Origin of the sequence: Mannheimia varigena, assembly GCF_013377235.1 — a bacterium.
GTDB lineage: Bacteria > Pseudomonadota > Gammaproteobacteria > Enterobacterales > Pasteurellaceae > Mannheimia > Mannheimia varigena.
Genome location: NZ_CP016226.1, coordinates 203,869 through 228,128 on the forward strand (window position 1 = coordinate 203,869; position 24,260 = coordinate 228,128).

At 41.1% G+C, this 24,260-nt stretch carries 16 protein-coding genes; 13 read left to right on the forward strand and 3 right to left on the reverse strand.

Annotated features, from left to right (window positions below; all coding sequences use genetic code 11):
• The first annotated feature begins 26 nt into the window (after positions 1 to 26).
• The 3 genes from mukE (at position 27) to A6B40_RS00900 (ending at position 6,540) form a co-directional block, all read left to right on the forward strand.
• The gene (gene mukE, locus A6B40_RS00890) at positions 27 to 749 is read left to right on the forward strand and encodes a chromosome partition protein MukE (protein ID WP_176671289.1); all 723 of its coding nucleotides are present in this window, start codon (positions 27 to 29) and stop codon (positions 747 to 749) included.
• Between the two features lie 54 nt (positions 750 to 803).
• Positions 804 to 5,261 carry a chromosome partition protein MukB gene (gene mukB / locus A6B40_RS00895; RefSeq protein WP_176671290.1) on the forward strand — a complete coding sequence of 1,486 codons (4,458 nt, stop codon included), beginning with the start codon at positions 804 to 806 and terminating at the stop codon, positions 5,259 to 5,261.
• Positions 5,262 to 5,361: 100 nt separating this feature from the next.
• The gene (locus A6B40_RS00900; protein ID WP_176671291.1) at positions 5,362 to 6,540 is read left to right on the forward strand and encodes a sugar transporter; all 1,179 of its coding nucleotides are present in this window, start codon (positions 5,362 to 5,364) and stop codon (positions 6,538 to 6,540) included.
• Between the two features lie 71 nt (positions 6,541 to 6,611).
• Here A6B40_RS00900 and A6B40_RS00905 read toward each other — a convergent pair whose 3' ends face one another.
• The gene (locus A6B40_RS00905; protein ID WP_176671292.1) at positions 6,612 to 8,348 is read right to left on the reverse strand and encodes a DUF3413 domain-containing protein; all 1,737 of its coding nucleotides are present in this window, start codon (positions 8,346 to 8,348) and stop codon (positions 6,612 to 6,614) included.
• Between the two features lie 7 nt (positions 8,349 to 8,355).
• Positions 8,356 to 8,577 (reverse strand): YejL family protein, encoded by a 222-nt coding sequence (locus A6B40_RS00910; protein WP_025217207.1) that lies wholly within the window; start codon positions 8,575 to 8,577, stop codon positions 8,356 to 8,358.
• A 239-nt stretch (positions 8,578 to 8,816) separates the two neighbouring features.
• Here A6B40_RS00910 and A6B40_RS00915 point away from each other — a divergent pair, with 239 nt between their 5' ends.
• The 7 genes from A6B40_RS00915 to guaA all read left to right on the forward strand — a co-directional run bounded on the left by A6B40_RS00915 (position 8,817) and on the right by guaA (position 18,460).
• Positions 8,817 to 9,389 carry a TetR/AcrR family transcriptional regulator gene (locus A6B40_RS00915; RefSeq protein WP_025217208.1) on the forward strand — a complete coding sequence of 191 codons (573 nt, stop codon included), beginning with the start codon at positions 8,817 to 8,819 and terminating at the stop codon, positions 9,387 to 9,389.
• 30 nt (positions 9,390 to 9,419) lie between these two features.
• Positions 9,420 to 10,625, forward strand: a complete 1,206-nt coding sequence (locus A6B40_RS00920) for an efflux RND transporter periplasmic adaptor subunit (protein ID WP_112110896.1) — start codon at positions 9,420 to 9,422, stop codon at positions 10,623 to 10,625.
• Between the two features lie 11 nt (positions 10,626 to 10,636).
• Entirely contained in the window at positions 10,637 to 13,807 is a 3,171-nt protein-coding gene (locus A6B40_RS00925; RefSeq protein WP_176671293.1) for an efflux RND transporter permease subunit, read from the forward strand.
• A 253-nt stretch (positions 13,808 to 14,060) separates the two neighbouring features.
• On the forward strand, positions 14,061 to 15,524 hold the full coding sequence (gene guaB, locus A6B40_RS00930; RefSeq protein ID WP_176671294.1) for an IMP dehydrogenase: 1,464 nt from the start codon (positions 14,061 to 14,063) through the stop codon (positions 15,522 to 15,524).
• Between the two features lie 96 nt (positions 15,525 to 15,620).
• Complete coding sequence (locus tag A6B40_RS00935) at positions 15,621 to 16,295, forward strand: HAD family hydrolase (protein WP_176671295.1); 675 nt, start codon at positions 15,621 to 15,623, stop codon at positions 16,293 to 16,295.
• A 263-nt stretch (positions 16,296 to 16,558) separates the two neighbouring features.
• A complete protein-coding gene (locus A6B40_RS00940; RefSeq protein ID WP_025247638.1) occupies positions 16,559 to 16,873 on the forward strand; it encodes a hypothetical protein in 315 nt (104 codons plus the stop codon).
• Positions 16,874 to 16,888: 15 nt separating this feature from the next.
• Positions 16,889 to 18,460: a glutamine-hydrolyzing GMP synthase gene (gene guaA / locus A6B40_RS00945; RefSeq protein ID WP_176671296.1), complete on the forward strand. Its 1,572-nt coding sequence runs from the start codon at positions 16,889 to 16,891 to the stop codon at positions 18,458 to 18,460.
• Between the two features lie 151 nt (positions 18,461 to 18,611).
• Here guaA and glmU read toward each other — a convergent pair whose 3' ends face one another.
• A complete protein-coding gene (gene glmU / locus A6B40_RS00950) occupies positions 18,612 to 19,976 on the reverse strand; it encodes a bifunctional UDP-N-acetylglucosamine diphosphorylase/glucosamine-1-phosphate N-acetyltransferase GlmU (RefSeq protein WP_176671297.1) in 1,365 nt (454 codons plus the stop codon).
• Positions 19,977 to 20,191: 215 nt separating this feature from the next.
• Here glmU and A6B40_RS00955 point away from each other — a divergent pair, with 215 nt between their 5' ends.
• From A6B40_RS00955 to ftsH, 3 genes are all read left to right on the forward strand, one after another.
• Complete coding sequence (locus tag A6B40_RS00955) at positions 20,192 to 21,277, forward strand: calcium:cation antiporter (RefSeq protein WP_025217216.1); 1,086 nt, start codon at positions 20,192 to 20,194, stop codon at positions 21,275 to 21,277.
• 114 nt (positions 21,278 to 21,391) lie between these two features.
• A complete protein-coding gene (rlmE, locus tag A6B40_RS00960) occupies positions 21,392 to 22,018 on the forward strand; it encodes a 23S rRNA (uridine(2552)-2'-O)-methyltransferase RlmE (RefSeq protein ID WP_025217217.1) in 627 nt (208 codons plus the stop codon).
• A 118-nt stretch (positions 22,019 to 22,136) separates the two neighbouring features.
• Positions 22,137 to 24,080: an ATP-dependent zinc metalloprotease FtsH gene (gene ftsH / locus A6B40_RS00965; RefSeq protein WP_038643404.1), complete on the forward strand. Its 1,944-nt coding sequence runs from the start codon at positions 22,137 to 22,139 to the stop codon at positions 24,078 to 24,080.
• Positions 24,081 to 24,260: the final 180 nt, after the last annotated feature.

Genomic DNA, 24,260 nt, shown 5'->3' on the forward strand with positions numbered 1-24,260 from the left:
TTACAAATTTAAAAAGAGAATAGAAGATGACAGACAATATCCAAAATGTGATTTCGCCAAAATTAGCCCTGGCGATTGCTAATCCGATTTTCCCTGAGCTGGACAGCCAACTGCGTGCCGGTCGTCATATCAACACCGAACAGCTTGACCAACACGCTTTTTTAATGGATTTCCAAGCAGAGTTAGAGAGCTTTTACCGCCGTTACCACGTTGAATTAATCCGTGCGCCGGAAGGATTTTTCTATCTTCGCCCGAAAGCCTCGACGCTGATTGCCCGTTCGGCGATGTCGGAAATGGAAATGTTAGTCGGCAAAGTATTGTGCTATCTTTATTTAAGTCCGGAACGCTTGGCTCAACAAGGTATTTTCAGCCAAGATGACGTTTACGAAGAGCTATTAAGTTTAGCGGACGAAAGTAAATTATTGAAAGCGGTTAATCCACGTTCAACCGGTTCAGATTTAGACCGCGCTAAATTAGCAGAAAAAGTGGGCGGAGCATTACGCCGCTTGGCTCGTATCGGCATTATTACCCGAGTGGGCGAGCAAAACAGCAAAAAATTTGTGATTTCTGAGTCGGTCTTCCGCTTCGGTGCCGATGTACGTACAGGTGATGATCCACGAGAAGCTCAATTACGCTTAATTCGTGAGGGTGAAGCCACCACGCCGGAATTGCTGGCTCAACAAGCGGTTGAAATGGACGAAAATTTTGCAGATGATGAAGCCGAAGAGCAAGTGTCAGACGAAGAATAGATAATTAATGAGCCTAGTGTGGCTACGCTGAGCTAGGCTAATCAGCGAGAAATAATGATGATTGAACAAGAATTGCAAAATACTCCTCAAATTGCACCGCTTGCACGCCAACATGAGGTGCAGCGTGGTAAATTCCAATCTTTAACGCTAATCAACTGGAACGGTTTTTTTGCTCGTACCTTTGATTTAGATGAGCTTGTGACCACGCTTTCGGGCGGTAACGGAGCGGGTAAATCGACCACAATGGCAGGTTTTGTGACGGCGTTAATTCCGGATCTGACCTTGTTGAACTTCCGTAATACTACCGAAGCCGGTTCAACCGCAGGCTCTCGAGACAAAGGCTTATACGGTAAATTGAAAGCAGGTGTTTGTTATGCAGTGTTGGAATCGGTGAACTCTCGTGGCCAGCGAATTATTACCGGCGTGCGTTTGCAACAAATTGTGGGGCGTGACAAGAAAGTCGATATTCGCTCGTTCTCGGTGCAAAATATTCCTGTCGATCAAACCATTATCAGCCTTTTAACCGAACAAGTGGGTGATAAGGCTCGTGTGCTGCCATTAAATGATCTGAAAGAGAAATTCGAGGGCAGCGAGGTTCAATTTAAGCAATATCATTCGATCACCGATTACCATAGTTTTATGTTTGATTTGGGCGTGATTCCGAAACGCCTACGTTCAGCGGCGGATCGCAGCAAATTCTACAAACTGATTGAAGCCTCGTTATACGGTGGTATTTCGAGCGTGATTACCAAATCGTTGCGTGATTACTTGTTGCCGGAAAATACCGGCGTTCGCCAAGCGTTCCAAGATATGGAATCGGCGTTGCGTGAAAATCGTATGACGCTTGAAGCGATTAAGGTAACGCAATCAGATCGTGATATGTTCAAACGCTTGATCACAGAATCGACCAACTATGTGTCGGCAGATTATATGCGTAATGCGAACGAACGACGTGGCAATGTGGAAGCTGCGTTGGAACAGCGTAAAGAGTGGTATGCAGCGAAATCCAAAATTGTGCTTGAACAGCAACGTTTTGTGGAATTTAGCCGTGAAAGTGCGGATATTGCCGAAGCCGAAAATGCGTTGGAAGCAGAATACAATAGTGCGAACGATCATCTTAATTTAGTGATGAATGCGTTACGCCACCAAGAAAAAATCGAACGCTACCAAGATGAAGTAGAAGAGCTGAATATCAAGCTCGAAGAGCAGCAAGAAGCGTTAGAAGAAGTAGCAGAAATCGCTGAAAACGCTCAGGTTCGAGCCGATGAAGCGGACGATCACGTTGAAGAGCTTCGTTCGCAAATGGCGGATTACCAGCAGGCGTTAGATGCCCAACAAACTCGAGCGTTGCAATATCAACAAGCGGTGAATGCGTTAGAAAAAGCGAAACAGCTTACCGGATTAGCGAATTTAGATCTCAACAATATTGAAGATTATCACGCCGAATTTGCCGCTCAAGCGGAAGATTTAACCGACAAAGTGTTCGAGCTTGAACAGCGTTTGAGTGTGTCGGATATGGCGAAAACCCAGTTTGAAAAAGCCTTTGAGTTAGTTTGCAAAATTTCGGGCGAAATTGACCGCTTGCAAGCGTGGGAAGAAGCTCGCTCGTTGCTTTCTGCGTTCCCTGAGCAAAAAATGCAGGCTCAACAAGCGGTGGCATTACGCCAAAAATTGAACGATTTAGAGCAACGTTTACAGCAACAGCAAAATGCTCAACGTTTGCTGGCGGAATTTAACCAAAAAGCACAACAACAGCTCCATTCTCCTGAGGAGTTAGAGGGCTATTTTGATGAGCAGCAAGCTCGATTGGAAGATTTAGAAACCGAGCTTTCTGATTTTGTAGAACAGCGTTCAACCCAGCGTCAGCAACGTGAGCAGCTAAATCAGCAATATCAGCAGTTAGCGAAAAATGCTCCGGCGTGGCACACTGCTCAATCGGCATTAGTTCGTTTGGAAGAGCAGTGCGGTGAGAAATTTGAAGCCAGCCAAGCGGTAATGCAGTTTATGCAAAATATGTTGAGCAAAGAGCGTGAAGCGACTTTGGCTCGTGATGAATTGGCTCGCAAAGAGCAGCTGCTTGACGAACAAATCAACCGCTTAAATCAGCCTGACGGCTCGGAAGATGCTCGTTTAAATCACTTGGCAGAACGCTTTGGCGGTGTGTTACTTTCTGAGCTTTATGACGATGTGTCGATTGAAGATGCTCCGTATTTCTCAGCCTTATACGGCGAAGCTCGCCACGCCATTGTGGTGCGTGATTTAGAAGCGGTGAAAGCTCAGCTAGAAAAATTAGACGATTGTCCAAGCGATCTCTATTTGATCGAGGGTGATCCCTCTGCCTTTGACGATGCGGTATTCAGCACCGAAGAGCTAGGCGATGGTGTGGTGGTGAAGGTGTCTGACCGCCAATGGCGTTACTCAAAATTCCCTGAAGTGCCGTTGTTTGGGCGTGCCGCTCGTGAAAAACATTTAGAAACCTTAAAAGCTGAGCGTGATGACACTGCAGAAAAACACGCTGAACGAGCTTTTGACGTGCAGAAATGCCAACGTTTGCATCAGCACTTGAGCCAATTTGTCGGCACGCATTTGAATTTGGCGTTCCAAGACAACCCTGAAGAGCTAATGCAAGAAATTGCAGCAAAACGTGCGGAGATTGAGCGTGAATTGGCTCAATCCAGCGGCAACGAGCAACAATTACGTCACCAATTAGAGAGCGTAAAAGCCCAGTTGCAAATGTTGAACAAAATTCTACCGCTTGCAAACTTACTCGCAGATGAAACCTTATCTGAACGCGCAGAAGAGTGCCGTGAGCAGTTAGAAGTGGCGGAAGAAGACGAAATGTTTATCCGTCAATTTGGTTCAACTTTAAGCCAATTAGAGCCGATTGCGGCAGCGTTGAAGAGCGATCCAGCACTATTTGAGCAGCTCGAAGCGGATTACAGCCGTTCGATTGCCGAGCAGAAAGTGTTACAACAAAAAGTGTTTAGCTTGGCTGATGTAATGAACCGCCGTCTGCACTTTAGCTATGAAGAGAGTGTGGGCACGGAAGGTTCTGCCTTAACCGAGCAATTACGCCAGCGTTTAGAAAATGCACAACGTGAGCGTGAACAGGCTCGAGATCAGCTTCGCCAAGCACAAGCCCAACTTTCGCAATACAACCAAGTTCTCACTGGTCTGCGTAGCTCTTACGATGCGAAAAACCAGATGTTGCAAGAGCTGATTCGTGAAATTGACGATTTAGGCGTGCGTGGCGATATTGGGGCGGAAGAGCGTGCAAGATTCCGCCGTGATGAATTGCAACAACGCTTGAGCCAACAACGCTCTCGCAAAGGTTATTTGGACAAACAAATTGCCGTGATTGAGGCAGAAATGGATAACCTTAACCGCACGTTACGTAAAGCGGAGCGTGATTACCACGCCCAACGTGAGTTGGTGGTTCAAGCGAAAGCCAGTTGGTGTATTGTTCAGCGTTTATCTCGCAACAGCGATGTGGAAAAACGCCTCAACCGCCGTGAGTTAGCGTACCAATCAGCTGAAGAGTTGCGTTCGATTTCGGATAAAGCCCTTGGTGCATTGCGTACAGCGGTGGCAGATAACGAATACTTGCGTGATAGCCTACGTGCTTCGGAAGATAGCCGTAAGCCGGAAAACAAAGTGGCGTTCTTTATTGCGGTTTACCAGCACCTGCGTGAACGTATTCGCCAAGACATCATCAAAACTGATGACCCGATTGATGCGATTGAGCAGATGGAAATCGAGCTATCTCGCCTAACGAACGAGCTAACTGGTCGTGAGAAAAAACTAGCGATCAGTGCGGAAAGTGTGGCAAACATCTTACGCAAAACCATTCAGCGTGAACAACAGCGTATTCTCCAGCTTAACCAAGGATTGCAAAATATTGCCTTTGGTCAGGTGAAAGGGGTGCGTTTGGTGGTGAATATTCGTGATACGCACGCCATTTTGCTCAATGCGTTATCAAATAACCGTGAAGAGCATAAAGATTTATTCGATAGCCAAAAACTCAGCTTCTCGGAAGCTTTAGCGATGCTTTATAAACGAGTAAACCCACATATCGAAATGGGGCAACGCACGCCGCAAACAATTGGTGAAGAGTTGTTGGATTACCGCAACTATCTCGATTTAGAAGTGGAAACCTTCCGTGGAGCAGACGGCTGGATGCGTGCGGAAAGTAGTGTGTTATCAACAGGGGAAGCTATCGGTACAGGTATGTCAATTCTCTTAATGGTGGTGCAAAGCTGGGAAGAAGAAGCTCGCCGTATGCGTGCGAAAGACATTCTGCCGGCTCGTTTGCTCTTCTTAGATGAAGCGGCTCGTTTAGATGCAACCTCCATTAATACGCTATTTGAACTTTGCGAACGTTTAGATATGCAATTATTGATCGCCGCCCCTGAAAATATCAGTCCTGAACGTGGCACAACCTATAAATTGGTGCGTAAGATCGCCAATAACCAAGAGTATGTGCACGTTGTAGGGCTGAAAGGATTTGGTTAATAGCCTTTAAAAGCGGTTAATACCATTTTATTTATCGCACCCAAAGGCGAATTTCGCTTTTGGGTGTTCGTTTTTTGTTTTTCTCGGAATTATTATTGATATGAAAAAAGCTCGAAAAGCCCAGCGTCGGCTGTCGTTTTTGAGGGTATTTACCCTCGCCTTTGCGGCGTTTATTGTCAACACCACGGAATTTATTCCTATTGCGATACTTTCGGATATTGCAGCGAGTTTCCAGATGGAGCCTTCCACAACTGGCATTATGATTACAGTATATGCTTGGGTGGTATTTTTATTGGCACTTCCCTTAATGTTACTGACGGCTAAGATTGAGCGAAAGCGTTTACTGATAATTCTTTTTACAATATTTGTAACTAGTCATATTCTTTCTATTGTTGCTTGGAATTTCTGGATCTTATTGATATCTAGAGTGATGATTGCAGTTACGCATGCAATTTTCTGGTCTATTACTGCATCTTTAGTGATTCGTGTCGCACCTAAAGATAAGAAGAAACAAGCATTGGCTTTACTTGCTTTAGGGAGCTCACTTGCAATGATTTTAGGATTGCCATTGGGTAGAATGATAGGGCAAACGTTAGGTTGGCGAGCGACTTTTATTATTATTGCTGTGATTGCTTCTATAGTGCTAGTAATGGTATGGCGATTTTTGCCTTATCTACCAAGTAAAAATGCAGGTTCAATCAAAAGTTTACCAATTTTATTCAAACGCCCTTTGTTAGTTGGTATCTATTTGCTCCTTGCTCTTATTGTAACGGGGCATTTTACGTCTTACAGTTATGTTGAGCCGTTTATGGTGCAGATTAGTGTGATTACACCACAGCTGACTACCCTTATTTTATTGGTGTTTGGATTAGCAGGAATCATCGCTAGTTTCTTATTCGGTAAGTTGTATGGCAAAGCCCCAAATAAATTTATCTTAGCTAGTTTGGCTACCATTATGCTGGTTCAAATGAGCCTATTACCATTGAGTAATTCTTCTATTGCTATGTTTATTTTTGTTTTTATGTGGGGATTCGGCGTAATTGGAATGAGTATTGCACTACAAATGAAAGTGCTTGAACTTGCTCCTGATGCAACCGATGTTGCCACTGCGATTTTCTCAGGTACTTATAATTTAGGTATTGGGGCAGGGGCATTATTAGGAGGGGTTGCGATAAACCAATTAGGATTAGCTAATGTGGGCTTTTCTGGTGGTGTATTATCACTTATTGCTGTTTTGTTCTTTGTGTTTATTCATTTAAAGTATAAGAAAAACAAGTAAGTTAAAATACAAGCGGTCATATTTTATGAGAAATTTGCAAAATTTTGGCTAAATATGACCGCTTGTTTCTATTATTTTGCGATAAATTGATTACTTTGTTGAATCATTTGTAGGAATAATGGCAATGGTGGCCGAGAGTCCTTCTCGTGTTTACCTTCAGCATTAAAATGTTTGAATGTACCATTTCTATCTATTTGATATTGTTCTCCATTCGGCATAATCGCTACATTCCATTTATGATTCGAGCTTGGTACCCAGAGTCGTTGGCTTTGTGTACTCAAATCTATGCCTTGTGCATAGTCACTAAGTGGGTTTTGTACGCCAAAGAATTGTCTTAGCAATGTTGGCATAATATCTAAATGGCTAGAAAGGAAATGATATTCTTTGCTTTCACCTTGCCAGTAGAACATCATTGGTACTTGAATATGCGCTTTAGCAAAGCTATTTTCATCAGCATTGCTATTAGTAGTAATATCAGCTGTGATAATAATTAAAGTATTTTCAAGTAAGGCATTCTGGGTTAAATGCTGCCAAATTTCATCTACTTGAAGATCTAATAATTTTTCCTGCTCTTGCACTGTGTTTGCCGAGGGCATCCCTAAATCTAAATAGCTGAAGAAAGCATTTTCTAAAGAACGGCTACTTACCCAATTTTTCCACTGAGTAATTGCACCGATATTACTGTGTGCTGTTGGCAATAAAATACCTGAAAATATAGCTTGATGGTAAATGGGATCTGCAAATCCATTGTGGGAGAAGAGGCCAAGCTGATAATTATTTCTTCGTGCAATTTGAATAAGTGGCGAAGCTGTTTTATCTGCTAGAACAGAATCTAAGTATTTTCCGCTTAAGCTATAAAATAAGCTTAATGCACCTGCTGATTTTGAATCACCACTACTATAATGATTCATAAAACGATAAGAAAGTTGATTAATTTCTGACAATCTCGGCATATTATTAGCATTAATTGCCTGTTTAGATAAGCCAGAAAGATTGATCAATAATATATTTGTAGCAGCTTGTTTCGTTGCTACTAAATTTGATTTTGGGTAATTCAGGAAAAAGGTGTCTAATCGTCCGCTCTCTTCAATTTCTTGATTTAATTCAGCTCGGTCAATAAAACCGTGTTTTTCTAAGAAGTTTCTTGCTGTCATCGGATGAGAAAGAGGGTAATTAGCTCGTTGAGCTGTGATTGGCCGGTAAGCACTCATATCAGCCCAAGCGTAGATGAGATGTGTAGCAGTAAAACTTATGACAAAAAATAAGGCAACATATTTCCCCCATTTTTGGCGGCTAAAACTGCGGAGTTTTTGCCAACACCAACGGGAGTACAGCATTTCAGCTAATAAAATAAGTGGCATTGGTACAAACAATAATTGCCATTTCCGTGTGAGTTCGCCTTCTTCAGGATTGACTAAAAGATCCCATACAAGCGGTGATAAATGCAGAGAAAATTGCTTAAAGACTTCTGTATCTACCAATAAAACAGTTTGACCAATAGTTGCAAGAATAACGGATAACCCACGATAAGTTCTCTCATTTTTAATTAAGAAGCTCAGTGGAAAAAGAATTAATAAAAAGGCAGCAAAAACAACAAAACTGAAATGCCCAAATAGGCTAATGAAAAAATAGAACTTTCCAATAAATGTATTTGGCCAATCTGTATTAAAAGCGTAGCGAGATGAGATCAATAACGCCAACACGATATTAAATAGTGCAAACCAATGTCCCCACGTAATACGTTGTGAGGTTTCTTCTCTATACTGGCGAGAGTTAGTCGGCAAAAAAGCGTGTAGGCGTTTAATCATAATAGAATTATTTTGATTTTAATGATTGTTTTAATGCATCTGCAAAGGCATTAGCTAAAGCTTCTCTTTGTATAGGGTTTTGAATATTTTCGTTTAAAATATTCGTCACCATATTGCCTAACGCCATAAGAGATAAATCAACAGGTGCTTTATGCTTTTCGATTGTGGTAATTAAATCTGCCAATAGGCTATCAAATTGTTTTGTGTGGTATTTAGATTTTGTTGCCATCTTTAAATAAAAAATAAATAGGGTAATTGAGAGTGAATAGTAGCATAAAAATGTGTGGAAGGTAGCGTTTAGCGATAGTTGTTTTACGATTTTTGCTAACTTTTTAGAAAAATTGACCGCTTGTACAGGGAATTAGCCATTTAGCAACTATTTTATTCACTCATTTCGTTATTTTTCTTCTTTCTTTTTTCATAAAAAGAGCTAGAATGAACACTTGTTCATTTAGAGCGGGAGATTAAATGTCTAGGCGTATTGAGCCAAAAGAAGATATGGTGAATCGTATCATTTTGGCAACAGAAAAACTTATCGTACAAGAGGGATTGCAAAACCTTTCGATGCGTAATATCGCTAAAGAAGCCGGTATGGCTTCAGGCACATTGTATCTTTACTTTAAAACCAAGGAAGATTTATTGCATTGTTTAGCCACTAAACTATTAGAATGCTATCACAATTATTTGTCATTTGAGTTTAGTTCAGACATAGAATTATTTCAGCAGTATCGATTATTAGTTAAAAAGAAATGGTTGTTTTTAAACGAGCGTTTAGAGCTGGTAAAACAGTTTCAAGCGTTCATCGGTATTGATGAGCTTATTCGAGAAACTATTGCAGATAATGAGTCGTTTTGGAATAAATTAATTTTTGAAGGTAAAAAGCAGAAAATTATTGCGAATTTGCCTAATGAGCTACTTTATTCGTTAAGTATTGGTACATTAGTAGATATTAAGTATCTACAAAAACTCAATCAAGAAATGAATTTTGAAGATTATCTTGATGAAATTACATCACGTACTTGGAAAGCAATTACTTTTTAAGTTTATTTTTTAGTTATTTATGGAGAATGTATGACAACTGAAACACAGAAGCCGGGCAAAGGCAGAAAGTTTTTAATTGTGCTCACATTGTTAATTGTATTGGTTGTATTTGCTGCAATCGTAGGATTACAAAAAATTGGGGCAATGAAAAAAGCAGAAGCTGCCGCTAACATGCCTGAATCTGTTAGTGAAGTAACCGCAATGCAAGTTACTACACAAGAGTGGACTCCCGCTATTTCAGCGGTAGGTTATATCCGCCCAAATCAAGGGGCAATGTTAAGTGCTGAAACTTCAGGCGTGGTAAGCCGTGTATTGGTTACATCAGGTCAGCGTGTGAAAAAAGGCGATCTTTTAGTTGAATTTGACAGCAGTGTTGAATTAGCTAATTTGAAGGCATCAGAAGCCCAACTTTCAACAGCTAAGGCGAATTTTGAGCGTTACCGTAATTTGATTGCATCAAACAGTGCCTCAAAAGCTGAGTTTGATAATGCACAATCAACATACAATCAACTACTTGCGAATATTGAATCGTTACGTTCTATTATCAAACGCCGTCAAATTTATGCTCCATTTAGTGGTGTAGCGGGTATTGTGAATGTTAATGTAGGTCAATATATCACAATGGGAACTGAAATTGTGCGTGTTGAAGATCAGTCTTCAATGAAAGTACGTTTTACTCTTCCTCAAACTAATGTTGAACAAGTTTCAGTTGGCCAAAAAGTAACAGCAGAAATTGATGCATTACCAGCACAAACTTTCCCTGCTCGCATTATTGCGATTGATCCTGCGGTTGATCGTTTAACAGGTTTAATGAATATTGAAGCGGTTATTGAGGAAGGACAAGACAAATTGCTTTCAGGTATGTTTGCACGCTTAAATGTAGCGTTACCAACTCAAACGGGGCAGATTGTTGTACCACAAATTGCGGTGGCTTATACAATGTATGGTGAAACGGTTTATGTGCTACAGCCATTATCTGAAGAAGATAAAGAGAAAGTAAATAAAATGGCTGCTCAAAACCCAAGTTTAGATGTAAACAAAATGTACCGTGCAAAACAAGCAGAAGTAAAAACCGCTGACCGCAGAGGTAATTATTCGCAATTAGTTAAAGGTGTAAAGGCAGGTGATTTAATTGTAACGGGTGGATTACAACGCTTGAGTAATAACTCGTTGGTAAAAGTGTCTGATATTGAAGCCGTTGGTATTACCACACCAGCAAAAAACAGCAAACTTTAATGGAGTAGTAAGTGAAATTTACTGACATCTTTATTAAACGCCCTGTTTTGGCCGTTTGTATTAGCTTACTTATTACGATTTTAGGCTTACAAGCGATTGAAAAATTGCAGGTGCGTGAATATCCGGAGATGACTGTTTCTATTGTAACGGTGAGTGTAAACTATTCAGGTGCGGATGCCGGTTTAATGCAAGCCCTTGTTACCTCACAGTTAGAAGAAGCGGTTGCTCAAGCGGATAATATCGACTATATGACTTCATCAAGCTCGCCAAGTACGACAACAGTTACGGCGAAAATGAAGTTAAATACCGATCCGAATGCAGCACTTTCTGATATTTCTGCAAAAGTGAATGCGGTACGTTCTAATTTGCCGAGAGGCATTGATGACCCTTCTATCAGTGTTTCGACCGGTTCGAATGATGCGTTAATGTATATTCGATTTGTGTCTGATGAATTAAATACGGCACAAGTAACCGATTATCTAAATCGTGTGGTTAAACCGCAGTTCTTTACCGTAAATGGGGTATCAAGTGTTGATGTATATGGCTCAACATTCGGTTTACGTATTTGGTTAGACCCAGACAAAATGGCGAGCAATAAGCTATCAGGCTCAGCGGTTTTATCGGCATTAAGTGCTAATAATTTACAAACTGCAGCCGGTAATGCTAACGGCTATTATACGGTGTATAAAAACAAAGTTTTATCCACTACGCCTTCTGTTCAGGAGCTAGAACAAGTCACCGTTTCAACGACACCGGATGGTAGAACGATTAAACTGAAAGATATTGCTACCGTAGAACTAGATAAATCGAACGATATGGCTCGAGCAACGGTAAGTGGTAAAGAAGCGGTGGTTTTAGCGGTTTCAGTTGCAGCTACGGCAAACTCACTTACTGTTGCAAAAGATATTTACCCAATGTTTGAACAGGTAGTGAGAAACTTACCGGATAGTATCCAAGGGGATATCGTTTACGATAAAACGATTGCGATTGATAGCTCAATCAATGAGGTTATTCGTACTATTTTAGAAGCAACCGTTATTGTATTGGTGGTGATTATTCTATTCTTAGGCTCACTTCGTGCAATGATTGTGCCGGTTATTACTATTCCGATTTCACTTATCGGGGCATTATTCTTGCTTCAAATGTTCGGTTTCTCAATTAATCTTCTAACTTTACTTGCGTTAGTATTAGCGATTGGCTTAGTGGTTGATGATGCGATCGTTGTACTTGAAAACGTAGAACGCCACGTTAAAGAGGGCAAAACGCCATTTGATGCAGCCATTATTGGTACACGAGAAATTGCCTTACCAGTAATTTCAATGACGATTACGCTTGCTGCAGTATATTCCCCAATGGCATTAATGACAGGGGTAACTGGCACCCTTTTCAAAGAGTTTGCTTTAACTCTTGCCGGTGCGGTATTTATTTCAGGGATTGCGGCTCTTACACTTTCGCCGATGATGTCTAGCCGAGTGTTGAAAGAGCATAAAGAAGGTGAAGAGTCTCGCTTTGCTCGCTTTGTTCATCGTTCATTAGACAAGATGACCAGCTGTTACACCAATATGCTAAGTGCGGTAATGGCAGTTCGTGGCTTTATGCTGTTCTTTGCGGTATTGATCTTTGCAAGCCTACCGTTCTTATTTACCTCACTTTCAAGTGAAGTTGCCCCAACAGAAGATCGTGGCTTTGTAGTGGGGATCTCAAAAGGCCCATCTAACACCAACTTAGATTATACAGAAGCAGCCTTAGCTCCGTTTACTGAGGAAGTATCTAACGTCTCTGAAGTTTCATCGGTTATGACGATCTCAGGGTTCAATGGTAGTAATAGTGCATTATCGATTATCGCATTAAAAGATTGGAATGATCGTACTCGTGAGCGTGCGGAAATATCAAACGAAATTGCTGCACTAGGTAAAAAAGTGGTTGCAATGGATGTTAATGCAATTTCTTTCCCTGAGATCTCAACAGGCGAAAATGGTTTACCGTTTTCACTTGTAATTACAACCGCAGACAGCTATGAGAAATTAGCCGTAGTTGCCTCAGAGTTCTTGAAAAAAGCACAAGCATCAGGCCAATTCTTCTTTGCAAACTTAGACCTCAAATTTGACACAGCAACGATGAATATGAAATTCGATCGTGAAAAAATGGGTGCTTATGGTGTAACGATGCAACAGGTTAGTGGCACATTAGGAGCATTCTTATCTGGTGCAATTATTACCCGTGTTGATATTGACTCTCGTGCTTACCCAATTGTGTCGCAAGCGGTACGTAATGATCGTTTAAATCCTGAAGATTTAATGAAATACTATGTTACGACGGCAAGTGGTGAGTCTATTCCGTTAGGTTCATTTGTAACAATGGAATTAACTACTTCGCCATCTTCATTGCCTCGTATGAGTCAGTTAAACTCTGCAACTATTGGTGGGGTAGTATCAGGTTCTATCGGTGATGCCGTAAATTGGGCAAAAGCAGAATTGGATCGCACTTTGCCTACTGGTTATCAGTACGATTTTAGAGGCGAGTCTCGCCAATTTATTCAAGAAGGTAATGCAATGGCAATGACATTTGCACTTGCGGTTGTGATTATCTATATTGTACTGGCAATTCAGTTTGAATCTTGGCGTGATCCTTTGGTAATCTTAGTTTCTGTACCACTTGCGGTAAGTGGTGCTTTGTTGGTGATGAACATTCCATCAGCAATGAAAGGGTTATTTATGGGCATTGCGGCAGGCACAGGCTCTAAAGATATGATGACATTTGCCAATAGTATTTGGACAGCAGGTTACACTTTAAATATCTACTCGCAAGTGGGGTTGATTACACTTGTCGGCTTAATCACCAAGCACGGTATTTTAATGTGTGAAGTGGCGAAAGAAGAGCAGTTAAACCACGGTAAATCTCGCTATGATGCGATTGTTTATGCGGCAACGATTCGTTTACGCCCAATTATGATGACAACCGCAGCGATGATTGCAGGCTTAATTCCGCTATTATTTGCAGTAGGTGCAGGTGCAATTGCCCGTTTCAGTATGGGAATGGTGATTGTTTCAGGTCTTGCGATTGGTACCCTATTTACCTTATTCGTACTGCCTGTAATTTACACTTTCTTAGGTCAAGAACATAAACCGTTACGTGAATTTGACGAGGAAAAATATTTCCCAACGGTGACAAAAGAAGCTTAATAAATTTCAAAAGGACGTAATAATACGTCCTTTTTTATTTTGTGTTCTTGGTGACAAGCGGTCAAAAAAGCCTAATTCTTTACGAATGGTGATTTGCAAAAAATCTTCATTTTATAACCGCTTGTTTATTTTGTTTGCAAATGACGAAAACGTTTACGTAATGGATTTACAAACAGCCATTTTATCTGTATAATCCGCACGCAATTTTCCAATACAGTTTTTTAACTTTAATCATTTTTAAGGAATTATTGCAATGTTACGTATCAAACAAGAAGCTCTCACTTTTGATGATGTTCTTCTAGTCCCTGCACATTCAACAGTGCTTCCAAACACAGCCGATCTTTCAACTCAATTAACTAAAACTATTCGTTTGAACATCCCAATGTTATCTGCGGCGATGGATACGGTAACTGAAACCAAATTAGCGATCTCACTTGCTCAAGAGGGTGGTATCGGTTTTATCCATAAAAATATGTCAATTGAACGCCAAGCTGATCGTGTGCGTAAAGTGAAAAAATTTGAAAGCGGTATTGTGTCTGAACCAGTAACGGTTTCACCCGATATTACTTTGGCACAATTAGCGGATATCGTGAAACAAAACGGTTTTGCGGGCTATCCGGTGGTGGATGAACGCCAAAATTTAGTGGGCATTATTACTGGTCGTGATACTCGTTTCGTTAGCGATTTAAGCAAAACTGTACGTGAATTTATGACGCCAAAAGAGCGTTTAGTCACGGTTAAAGAAAATGCCTCCCGTGAGGAAATTTTCCACTTAATGCACGAACACCGTGTAGAAAAAGTATTAGTTGTGAGCGATGATTTCAAACTAAAAGGAATGATCACGCTCAAAGACTACCAAAAAGCCGAAAGCAAACCGAATGCGTGTAAAGATGAGTTTGGTCGTTTACGCGTTGGGGCGGCAGTGGGTGCTGGTCCGGGCAATGAAGAGCGTATCGATGCGTTGGTGAAAGCTGGTGTAGATGTGTTATTGATTGATAGTTCTCATGGCCATTCTGAAGGTGTATTGCAACGTGTGCGTGAAACCCGTGCGAAATACCCGAATTTACCGATTGTGGCAGGTAACATTGCCACCGCCGAAGGGGCGATTGCTTTGGCAGATGCTGGAGCAAGTGCGGTGAAAGTGGGGATCGGGCCGGGTTCGATTTGTACCACTCGTATCGTAACAGGCGTGGGCGTGCCGCAAATCACTGCGATTGCTGAAGCAGCAGAAGCCTTAAAAGATCGTGGCATTCCAGTAATTGCCGACGGCGGTATCCGCTACTCAGGCGATATTTCTAAAGCGATTGCAGCAGGGGCAAACTGCGTAATGGTCGGCTCAATGTTTGCCGGTACGGAAGAAGCACCGGGCGAAATCGAACTTTACCAAGGCAGAGCATTTAAATCTTACCGAGGAATGGGATCACTAGGGGCAATGAGCAAAGGCTCGTCAGACCGTTATTTCCAATCAGATAATGCGGCTGATAAATTAGTGCCGGAAGGTATTGAAGGGCGTATTCCATACAAAGGCTTGTTAAAAGAAATTATCCACCAACAAATGGGTGGCTTACGTTCTTGTATGGGCTTAACCGGTTGTGCGACGATTGAAGAATTACGCACCAAAGCCCAATTCGTACGTATTAGTGGTGCCGGAATTAAAGAATCACACGTTCATGATGTGACTATTACCAAAGAAGCACCAAACTACCGTATGGGCTAATGTTGTAGGGGCGAATTATATTCGCCCCAAATGATATTGTTATTGCAAATTTTTGCTGAAATTTAACCGCTTGCAAACAGGTACTAAGGATAAAATATGCTCCAAGCCATTATTTTTGATATGGACGGTGTAATTGTTGATACCGAATATCTTGAATTTTCATTGCAAAAGCAGTTTATTGAGGATATTAAAGAACATAACCGCCCGATCACCTTGGAACAACAGTCCGAAGTGGTAGGGAAATGTTTAAAAGAAATTCCGGTGATTGTGCAAAAATTAAGTGAATCCAGCTTGCCGATTGAAGAAATCCGCAGTCGCTACTATGCCTTTTTCCAAAACTTATTTAGTACGGTAGATTTCCGCGCGATTTTCCGAGCCGATATTCAACAGATTATCCGCTTTGCCAAGCAAAATAATATCAAATTGGCGGTTGCGTCCTCATCGGCAAAATCGCATATCGACAATATTTTAACTGTCTGTGGCATTAAAGATGAATTTGATTTTATCGTCAGCGGCGAGCAGTTTGAACACAGCAAACCTGACCCAACCATTTACCGCTACACCTGCGAAAAATTAGGTGTGAACCCTGAAAATGCCGTGGCGATTGAAGACTCTTACTACGGAATGCAGTCTGCCAAAACCGCAGGCTTAACGGTTATCGGCTATGAAGAAAAACGAATGCTGATTGATCAAAGTTTAGCGGATTATATGGGGAAAGATATGGTGGAAATTTTGGAGCTTATCCAAGCACGCTATAATCACGCCAAATAAGCGGGCTGATTTCAAGGAAAATTTGCAAATGGCGAAACTGCTGGCTTAATCCAAATTTCACAATTTTTTCTTGACTGCTTTTCGTAGTCCTGTATGAGCTGTACAGGGGTATGACCGTTCCTCTGGAGTGTAAAGTTACAAACAATATGAGCGACGGAGTTGCTCGACTTAAGTAACCTAGGGTGTAAGCCCTAGGGAAAGAGTAGTTTTTTACAAAGTTTTGAAGGAATTTAACCGCTTGTACTTAGATTAAGGAGCATAAAATGAAAAAATTAAGTTTGATTTCTATACTAATATTGTCTGGCTGTGGGATTCTCGGTCCATCATATTCAGGAGAAACAACAGCAAGTCCTTTATTAAAATTAGATACAGAACGCAGCATTGGGCTCTTTTTTCGTGCTATAAACAATTGTGGAATAGAAAAAATCCATACGGAAATCAATTCAATACCGAGCAAAGGTAATGCAAATGAAACTTGGACTGTAACAGGCTGTAATACAACAGACGTTTTTAATGTGAAATATATTAGCGACGGTCGTGGCGGTACTTACATCCAAACATCTAAAAAATACAAATAAAACTTAGGAAACAAAATGACAAATATCCACCACCATAAAATTTTAATTTTGGACTTCGGTTCGCAATATACCCAACTGATCGCCCGCCGTGTGCGTGAAATTGGGGTGTATTGTGAGCTTTGGGCTTGGGACGTAACGGAAGAGCAGATCCGTGAATTTAACCCAACGGGGATCATTCTTTCCGGCGGACCGGAAAGTACCACCGAGGCGAACAGCCCACGTGCTCCAGAGTATGTCTTTAATACAGGCGTGCCAGTATTGGGAATTTGTTACGGAATGCAGACAATGGCGATGCAGTTGGGCGGTTTAACCGAAACCTCCGACCATCGTGAGTTTGGCTATGCGTCCGTAGAGTTGAAAGCCAGCGACAGCCTGTTTGCAAAATTAAACGACGATTTGACCGCTTGTGAGCCGAAACTGGACGTTTGGATGAGCCACGGTGATAAAGTAACGCGTTTACCTGCAGGTTTCCAAGTAACTGGTGTAACACCAACTTGCCCGATTGCGGCGATGTCGGACGAAAGCCGCCGTTTTTATGGCGTGCAGTTCCACCCAGAAGTAACCCACACAAAAAGTGGTTTAGAACTTCTAACCAACTTTGTAGTAGGCATTTGTGGCTGTGAGCGTAACTGGACACCGGAAAACATCATCGAAGATGCCGTTGCTCGCATTAAAGAGCAAGTAGGCGATGATGAAGTCATTTTAGGCTTATCAGGTGGGGTAGATTCTTCTGTAACAGCATTATTATTACACCGTGCCATTGGCAAAAACTTGCATTGTGTATTCGTAGATAATGGCTTGCTCCGTTTAAACGAAGGCGATCAAGTGATGGAAATGTTTGGCGATAAATTTGGTTTAAATATTATCCGTGTTAATGCCGAAGATCGTTTCTTAGATGCTTTAAAAAGCATTGATGAGCCAGAGGCAAAACGCAAAACTATCGGTAAAGTGTTCGTGGATGTTTTTGATGATGAATCGAAAAAACTAACTTCAGTAAAATGGTTAGCTCAAGGCACAATCTACCCTGATGTGATCGAATCTGCCGCAAGCAAAACTGGTAAAGCACATGTGATTAAATCACACCACAACGTGGGTGGTTTGCCGGATTATATGAAACTCGGCTTAGTTGAACCATTGCGAGAATTATTTAAAGACGAAGTACGTAAAATTGGCTTGGCGTTAGGCTTACCAGCTGAAATGCTTAATCGCCACCCATTCCCAGGCCCAGGCTTAGGCGTGCGTGTGTTAGGTGAAATTAAGAAAGAATACTGCGATTTACTGCGTAAAGCCGATGCAATTTTCATCGAGGAGTTATACAACTCGGGCTGGTATTACAAAGTGAGCCAAGCCTTTACTGTATTCCTACCGGTAAAATCCGTTGGGGTAATGGGTGATGGACGTAAATATGACTGGGTTGTGAGCTTGCGAGCGGTTGAAACTATTGACTTTATGACTGCACATTGGGCTCATTTACCTTACGATTTATTAGGTAAAATTTCTAACCGCATCATCAACGAAGTAAACGGCATTTCCCGTGTAGTATATGATGTTTCGGGTAAACCACCGGCAACGATTGAGTGGGAATAAAATAGAATTAAAGCCTTGCACTGCAAGGCTTTATTTTTTCATTCTATTAAGTTTTTCTTCTGTTTTTTGAATTAAGTTGCCCTATAACCCCAAATAAAGCCTCTACTTTCGTAGAGGCTTTTGCAAAAAATCAGCAGAATTTGACCGCTTGTTATTTCTTTTTGGTTGGGCGTTGCCAACCTTGAATATGGCGTTGTGGCACACGGCTAATCACTAGCTCGTTTTCAGCCACATCTTTAGTAACTGTTGCACCAGCTCCGATGGTTGAGCCGCTTGCAATGGTAACAGGGGCGACTAATTGGCTGTCTGAGCCGACAAATACATTATCGCCGATAATAGTTTTGAATTTGTTCGCACCATCGTAGTTACAGGTGATTACGCCAGCTCCGATATTACAATCTTTGCCCACTTCCGCATCGCCCACATAAGTTAAGTGATTGACTTTAGAACCTTTGCCAATAGTTGCTTTTTTGATTTCTACAAAGTTGCCGATATGGGTTTCTTCCGCTAATTCTGCACCTGGGCGTAGGCGAGAGAATGGGCCGATGGCTGATTTTGCCCCCACAATTGAATCTTCAATCACGGAGTAAGGTTTGATTTCTACATTGTCGCCAATTTCGCAGTTTTTCAACACGCAACCTGCCCCAATTTTTACGTTGTTGCCGAGTTTTATTTCGCCCTCTAAAATTACGTTGACATCAATGCTCACATCTTTACCGTGGGTTACAGTACCACGAATATCGAAGCGAGTTGGATCGATAATCGTCACACCGGCAAGCAATAATTTTTCTGCTTCACGTTTTTGGTAGAAACGTTCTAAGGCAGCAAGTTGCAGGCGGTTATTCGCACCTTCCACTTCCATAAATTCAGTGGCTTGAACTGCTTGCACTTTGAAGCCGTCTTGATTTGCCATTGCGATCACATCGGTAATGTAGTATTCGCCTTGTGCGTTGTTATTATTGAGGTTTTTCAACCATTTTCTGAAACTTGCACCGCTTGCAACCATCACACCAGTGTTTACTTCTTTCACTTTAAGTTGTTCTTCGCTTGCATCTTTTTGTTCAACAATAGCAACTACAGAACCATTTTCACGAATAATACGACCGTAACCTGTCGGATTTTCCAATTCAACAGTTAATAGAGCAATACCATTTTCAGGCTTAGCAGCAATTAAACGCTCTAATGTGCTTTTGGTAATCAATGGGGCATCACCATAAAGCATCACGATATTTTCATCATCCGCAAAAAATGGAGCCGCTTGTTGCATTGCGTGCCCGGTACCTAATTGCTCGGCTTGGAATACCCAATTTACAGGCTCATCACTTAAACGTGATTTTAATAAATCCGCACCGTGTCCGTAAATTAAATGAATTTGTTTGGCTTCTAACTGTTTTGCAGTATCAATAACGTGCTTTACCATCGGTTTGCCTGCAACCGGGTGTAGTACTTTCGGTAAATCTGAATACATACGAGTTCCTTTGCCGGCAGCTAAAATCACAACACTTAGTTGAGTCATAATGATCCTTAAATGAATAGGTTGAGTCATAAAATTTGTGATATTTTACTCTTTTTAATAATGAATTTCATTGTTTGCAATGATAATTTTGTAAAAGAGAAGGATTTTTATCTTATATTTCAATAGGATGTTTAAAATTAAATCAGATAAATAGGTATTACAATAGAATATATTTTGTTAGAATGTGATAAGGATTACTAAAAAAGGAGAATTGAATGCCAACAGTTCAGAAAGGACATCAACCTTTACCAATTTGGTCTCTTTTACTACCCATAGCCGCTTGGGTTATTTATTTTGTTGGAGTAAAAGAAAACACTATTTTACAATTAATTGGCGGGGCTTTGCTTATTGGTAGCGTGCTTTCTGCGGTTCATCATGCAGAGGTTGTAGCACATAAGGTTGGCGAACCTTTTGGTACTATTATCCTTGCATTAGCGATTACGGTAATTGAAGTGGCACTTATTGTGTCATTAATGGTTGCAGGTGGGGATAATACCGCTTACCTTGCTCGAGATACAGTCTTTGCTGCAATAATGCTTATTTTAAATGGTATATTAGGTGGATGCTTGCTAATTGGCGGATTAAAGCATCACGAGCAATTCTTCAGTAAAAAATCAGCAACAACAGCATTAGTAACGCTTGTTGTGATTTTAGTGATTACTTTAGTACTACCGAATTTTACAACGACAACGTCAGGAGCAACCTATAGCTCATCTCAGCTGATTTTTGTCGCGATTGCTTCTATTGTATTGTACGCCTCATTCATTTTGATGCAAACTGTTCGCCATCGTGATTACTTTTTAGCTGATGATAATAATCCAGCACATCATGCGGCCCCACCATCAACAAAGGTGGCAATGACTAGCTTGTTGTTCTTAATTATTTGTTTAGGTATTGTGGTTTTGTTGGCTAAAGCTCTTTCACCAGCTGTCGAAGCTATGGTTGTTGGTGCAGGTGCACCTGTCGCGCTAGTCGGGGTGATTATTGCGGCAGTAGTTCTTCTACCTGAGGGAGTGGCAGCACTGACTGCGGCACATCGCAATCGCTTACAAACCAGTATCAATCTAGCATTAGGTTCTGCGTTAGCAAGTATTGGTTTGACCATTCCTGCTGTAGTGATAGTATGTTTGATGTTTGACATTAATATGGTGCTTGGTTTAGATTGGAAATCTATGGTATTGCTATCATTATCTTCTTTTGTGGCAATGCTTTCGCTTAACCACGGACAAACCAATATGCTTTATGGTATTGTGTTGTTAGTGATTTTAGCAACCTATGTATTTACTGTTATTGTGCCTTAAATAGCACTTAATAATTGAACTCGTAAAAAGAGATAGTAAATAGCATTTACTATCTCTTGAATTATTTTATTTAGCCCTTATTAATGGCTTATTAACTAAATCAAAGAAAGAAAAATGGGTAGAAAACGAAGTGCAAGTTCTTCACGTTGGCTTGCAGAGCACTTTAAAGATCAATTCGTGCAAAAAGCACATAAACAAAAATTGCGTTCTCGTGCATATTTCAAATTAGATGAAATTCAGCAAACAGACAGACTATTTAAACCTGGGATGACTGTTGTTGATCTCGGTGCAGCACCAGGTGGCTGGTCGCAATATGTGGTGACACAAATTGGTAGTAAAGGTAGAGTGATTGCCTGCGATATTTTAGATATGAACCCGATTGTAGGAGTTGATTTCTTACAAGGCGATTTTAGGGAAGAATCAGTACTGAATGCCTTATTAGAACGTGTGGGTGATGATATGGTCGATGTAGTAATGTCAGATATGGCACCTAATTTCAGCGGTATGCCTTCTGTTGATATTCCTCGTGCTATGTATCTTGTTGAACTCGCATTAGATATGTGTCGTCAAGTTCTTGCACCAAAAGGTAGTTTTGTGGTCAAAGTATTCCAAGGCGAGGGTTTTGATGAATATCTTAGAGAAATTCGCTCGCTATTTAGTGTGGTAAAAGTGAGAAAGCCAGAAGCTTCTCGGGATCGTTCTCGAGAAGTTTATATAGTTGCAACAGGCTATAAAGGCTAGAAAGCACACAAGCGGTTGCTTTTTACTAAAATTTTGCAAAAAAGTTAAGAAATTTAACCGCTTTTATAGTAACCTTAAACAGTTTTATTAAGAAGATAGGGGATTAACCTTGAACGATATGGTTAAAAATATTTTGCTTTGGGTAGTGGTTGCCATTGTAATGATGACTGCCTACGAGGGCTTCAACTCTAATTTCGGTGGAGCTTCAAACACTGTGCCATATTCGACTTTTTTGAGTGATATTAAAGAAAATCGCTTAAAAGGGGTCGATTTCAAACAGAATGACGATACTATTGTGGTTACCAAGAACGATGGTGCAACTTATCAAACCGTAATGCCGATGTATGATGAATACTTAATGGCAGATTTAGCAAAAACCAATGCGGTAATCACAGGGCAACCAGCAGAGCGTCGAGGGTTATTGTCCCAAATTTTAATCTCTTGGTTTCCAATGTTATTGTTAATTGGCTTCTACATTTTCTATATGAGACAAATGCAAGGCGGTGGCGGACGTGGAGCAATGGGCTTTGGTAAAAGCAAAGCGAAAATGCTGACCGCCGATGAAGTTAAAACCCGTTTCTCTGATGTTGCTGGTTGTGATGAAGCGAAAGAAGAAGTTGGTGAAGTAGTTGAGTTTTTGCGTGATCCAGGAAAATTCCAAAAACTTGGCGGACGTATTCCAAAAGGGATATTAATGGTAGGTCCTCCGGGAACAGGTAAAACTTTATTAGCAAAAGCAATTGCCGGCGAAGCAAGAGTTCCGTTCTTCACAATGGCTGGTTCAGACTTCGTAGAAATGTTTGTCGGTGTTGGAGCCTCCCGTGTACGTGATTTATTCGACCAAGCCAAGAAAAATGCGCCGTGTATTATCTTTATTGATGAGATTGACGCAGTAGGTCGTAAACGTGGCGGAGCAGGTTTTAGTGGCGGACACGATGAACGTGAACAAACCCTTAACCAAATGCTAGTGGAAATGGACGGTTTTGAAGGTTCAGAAGGTGTGATTATTATCGCCGCAACTAACCGTGCCGATGTGCTTGATGATGCTTTAACGCGTCCAGGGCGTTTTGACCGCCAGGTAACTGTGGATTTACCGAATGTAAAAGGTCGTGAGCAGATCTTGAAAGTTCACTTGAAAAAAGTACCACTTGCAGAAGGTGTTGATCCAATGCAAATTGCCCGTGGTACACCAGGTTATTCAGGTGCACAATTAGCGAACTTAGTGAATGAAGCTGCATTGTTCGCAGCACGTAAAAATAAACGTGTAGTAACAATGGAAGACTTTGAAGAGGCTCGTGATAAAATTAATATGGGTCCGGAACGTCGTTCAAATACAATGACGGAAAAAGAAATTATCAATACTGCTTATCACGAAGCGGGGCATGTGATTGTCGGCTATTTAATGCCGGAACACGATCCATTGAATAAAGTTACTATTGTACCTCGTGGTCAAGCACTCGGTTTCGCCCAATTCTTACCGGAGGGAGACCGTGTGAGTGAAACATTTACCAAATTAGAAAGCCAACTTTCAACTTTATTCGCAGGTCGTATTGCTGAAGGTTTGATCTTCGGGGAAGATAAAATCACTACTGGAGCATCGTCTGATATCCACCGTGCAACACAAATTGCTCGAGCAATGGTAACACAGTGGGGGTTCTCGAAGGAGCTCGGTCCGATCTTCTATCAAAATGAAGATGGAATGGGAGCGATTAAAGGCGTATCGGAAGAGTCACAGAAACTGATTGATACCGAAATGCGTAAAATCATCGACCGTAACTATCAACGTGCTAAGCAAACGCTAGAAGAGAATATGGATATCTTGCACGCTATGAAAGATGCCTTATTGAAATACGAAACTTTAGATAGCAAACAAATTGATGACTTAATGGCTCGTCGTCCGGTAGGAGAACCATCAGGTTGGACAGACACACCAACTAAAGACGACAATGCTACGCCACCAAGCGGTGAACAAGCAGCAGATACTACTTCTATCGTAGATGATAAGCCGACTAAGGATAACAATATTGGCGATTCCCTCGCTGATACGAAAGCGGAACACTAATAAATAAGTTAAAAAACCGAGAGCAACTTGTTCTCGGTTTTTTGTTTACAAGCGATCGTTTTTCATTAATTTTTTACCAATAAGGCAAAGAATTAATCTGTACTCATTTCTTTCCAGTTGTAACAAAATTTTTACTGGCAAAACAATCCTTTCTCTACTAAAATCACGAGATATTTTAAT

Coding starts and splice junctions, on each gene's coding strand:
- mukE (WP_176671289.1), top strand. CDS start 27: ATGACAGACAATATCCAAAATGTGATTTCGCCAAAATTAGCCCTGGCG.
- mukB (WP_176671290.1), top strand. CDS start 804: ATGATGATTGAACAAGAATTGCAAAATACTCCTCAAATTGCACCGCTT.
- A6B40_RS00900 (WP_176671291.1), top strand. CDS start 5,362: ATGAAAAAAGCTCGAAAAGCCCAGCGTCGGCTGTCGTTTTTGAGGGTA.
- A6B40_RS00905 (WP_176671292.1), bottom strand. CDS start 8,348: ATGATTAAACGCCTACACGCTTTTTTGCCGACTAACTCTCGCCAGTAT.
- A6B40_RS00910 (WP_025217207.1), bottom strand. CDS start 8,577: ATGGCAACAAAATCTAAATACCACACAAAACAATTTGATAGCCTATTG.
- A6B40_RS00915 (WP_025217208.1), top strand. CDS start 8,817: ATGTCTAGGCGTATTGAGCCAAAAGAAGATATGGTGAATCGTATCATT.
- A6B40_RS00920 (WP_112110896.1), top strand. CDS start 9,420: ATGACAACTGAAACACAGAAGCCGGGCAAAGGCAGAAAGTTTTTAATT.
- guaB (WP_176671294.1), top strand. CDS start 14,061: ATGTTACGTATCAAACAAGAAGCTCTCACTTTTGATGATGTTCTTCTA.
- A6B40_RS00935 (WP_176671295.1), top strand. CDS start 15,621: ATGCTCCAAGCCATTATTTTTGATATGGACGGTGTAATTGTTGATACC.
- A6B40_RS00940 (WP_025247638.1), top strand. CDS start 16,559: ATGAAAAAATTAAGTTTGATTTCTATACTAATATTGTCTGGCTGTGGG.
- guaA (WP_176671296.1), top strand. CDS start 16,889: ATGACAAATATCCACCACCATAAAATTTTAATTTTGGACTTCGGTTCG.
- glmU (WP_176671297.1), bottom strand. CDS start 19,976: ATGACTCAACTAAGTGTTGTGATTTTAGCTGCCGGCAAAGGAACTCGT.
- A6B40_RS00955 (WP_025217216.1), top strand. CDS start 20,192: ATGCCAACAGTTCAGAAAGGACATCAACCTTTACCAATTTGGTCTCTT.
- rlmE (WP_025217217.1), top strand. CDS start 21,392: ATGGGTAGAAAACGAAGTGCAAGTTCTTCACGTTGGCTTGCAGAGCAC.
- ftsH (WP_038643404.1), top strand. CDS start 22,137: ATGGTTAAAAATATTTTGCTTTGGGTAGTGGTTGCCATTGTAATGATG.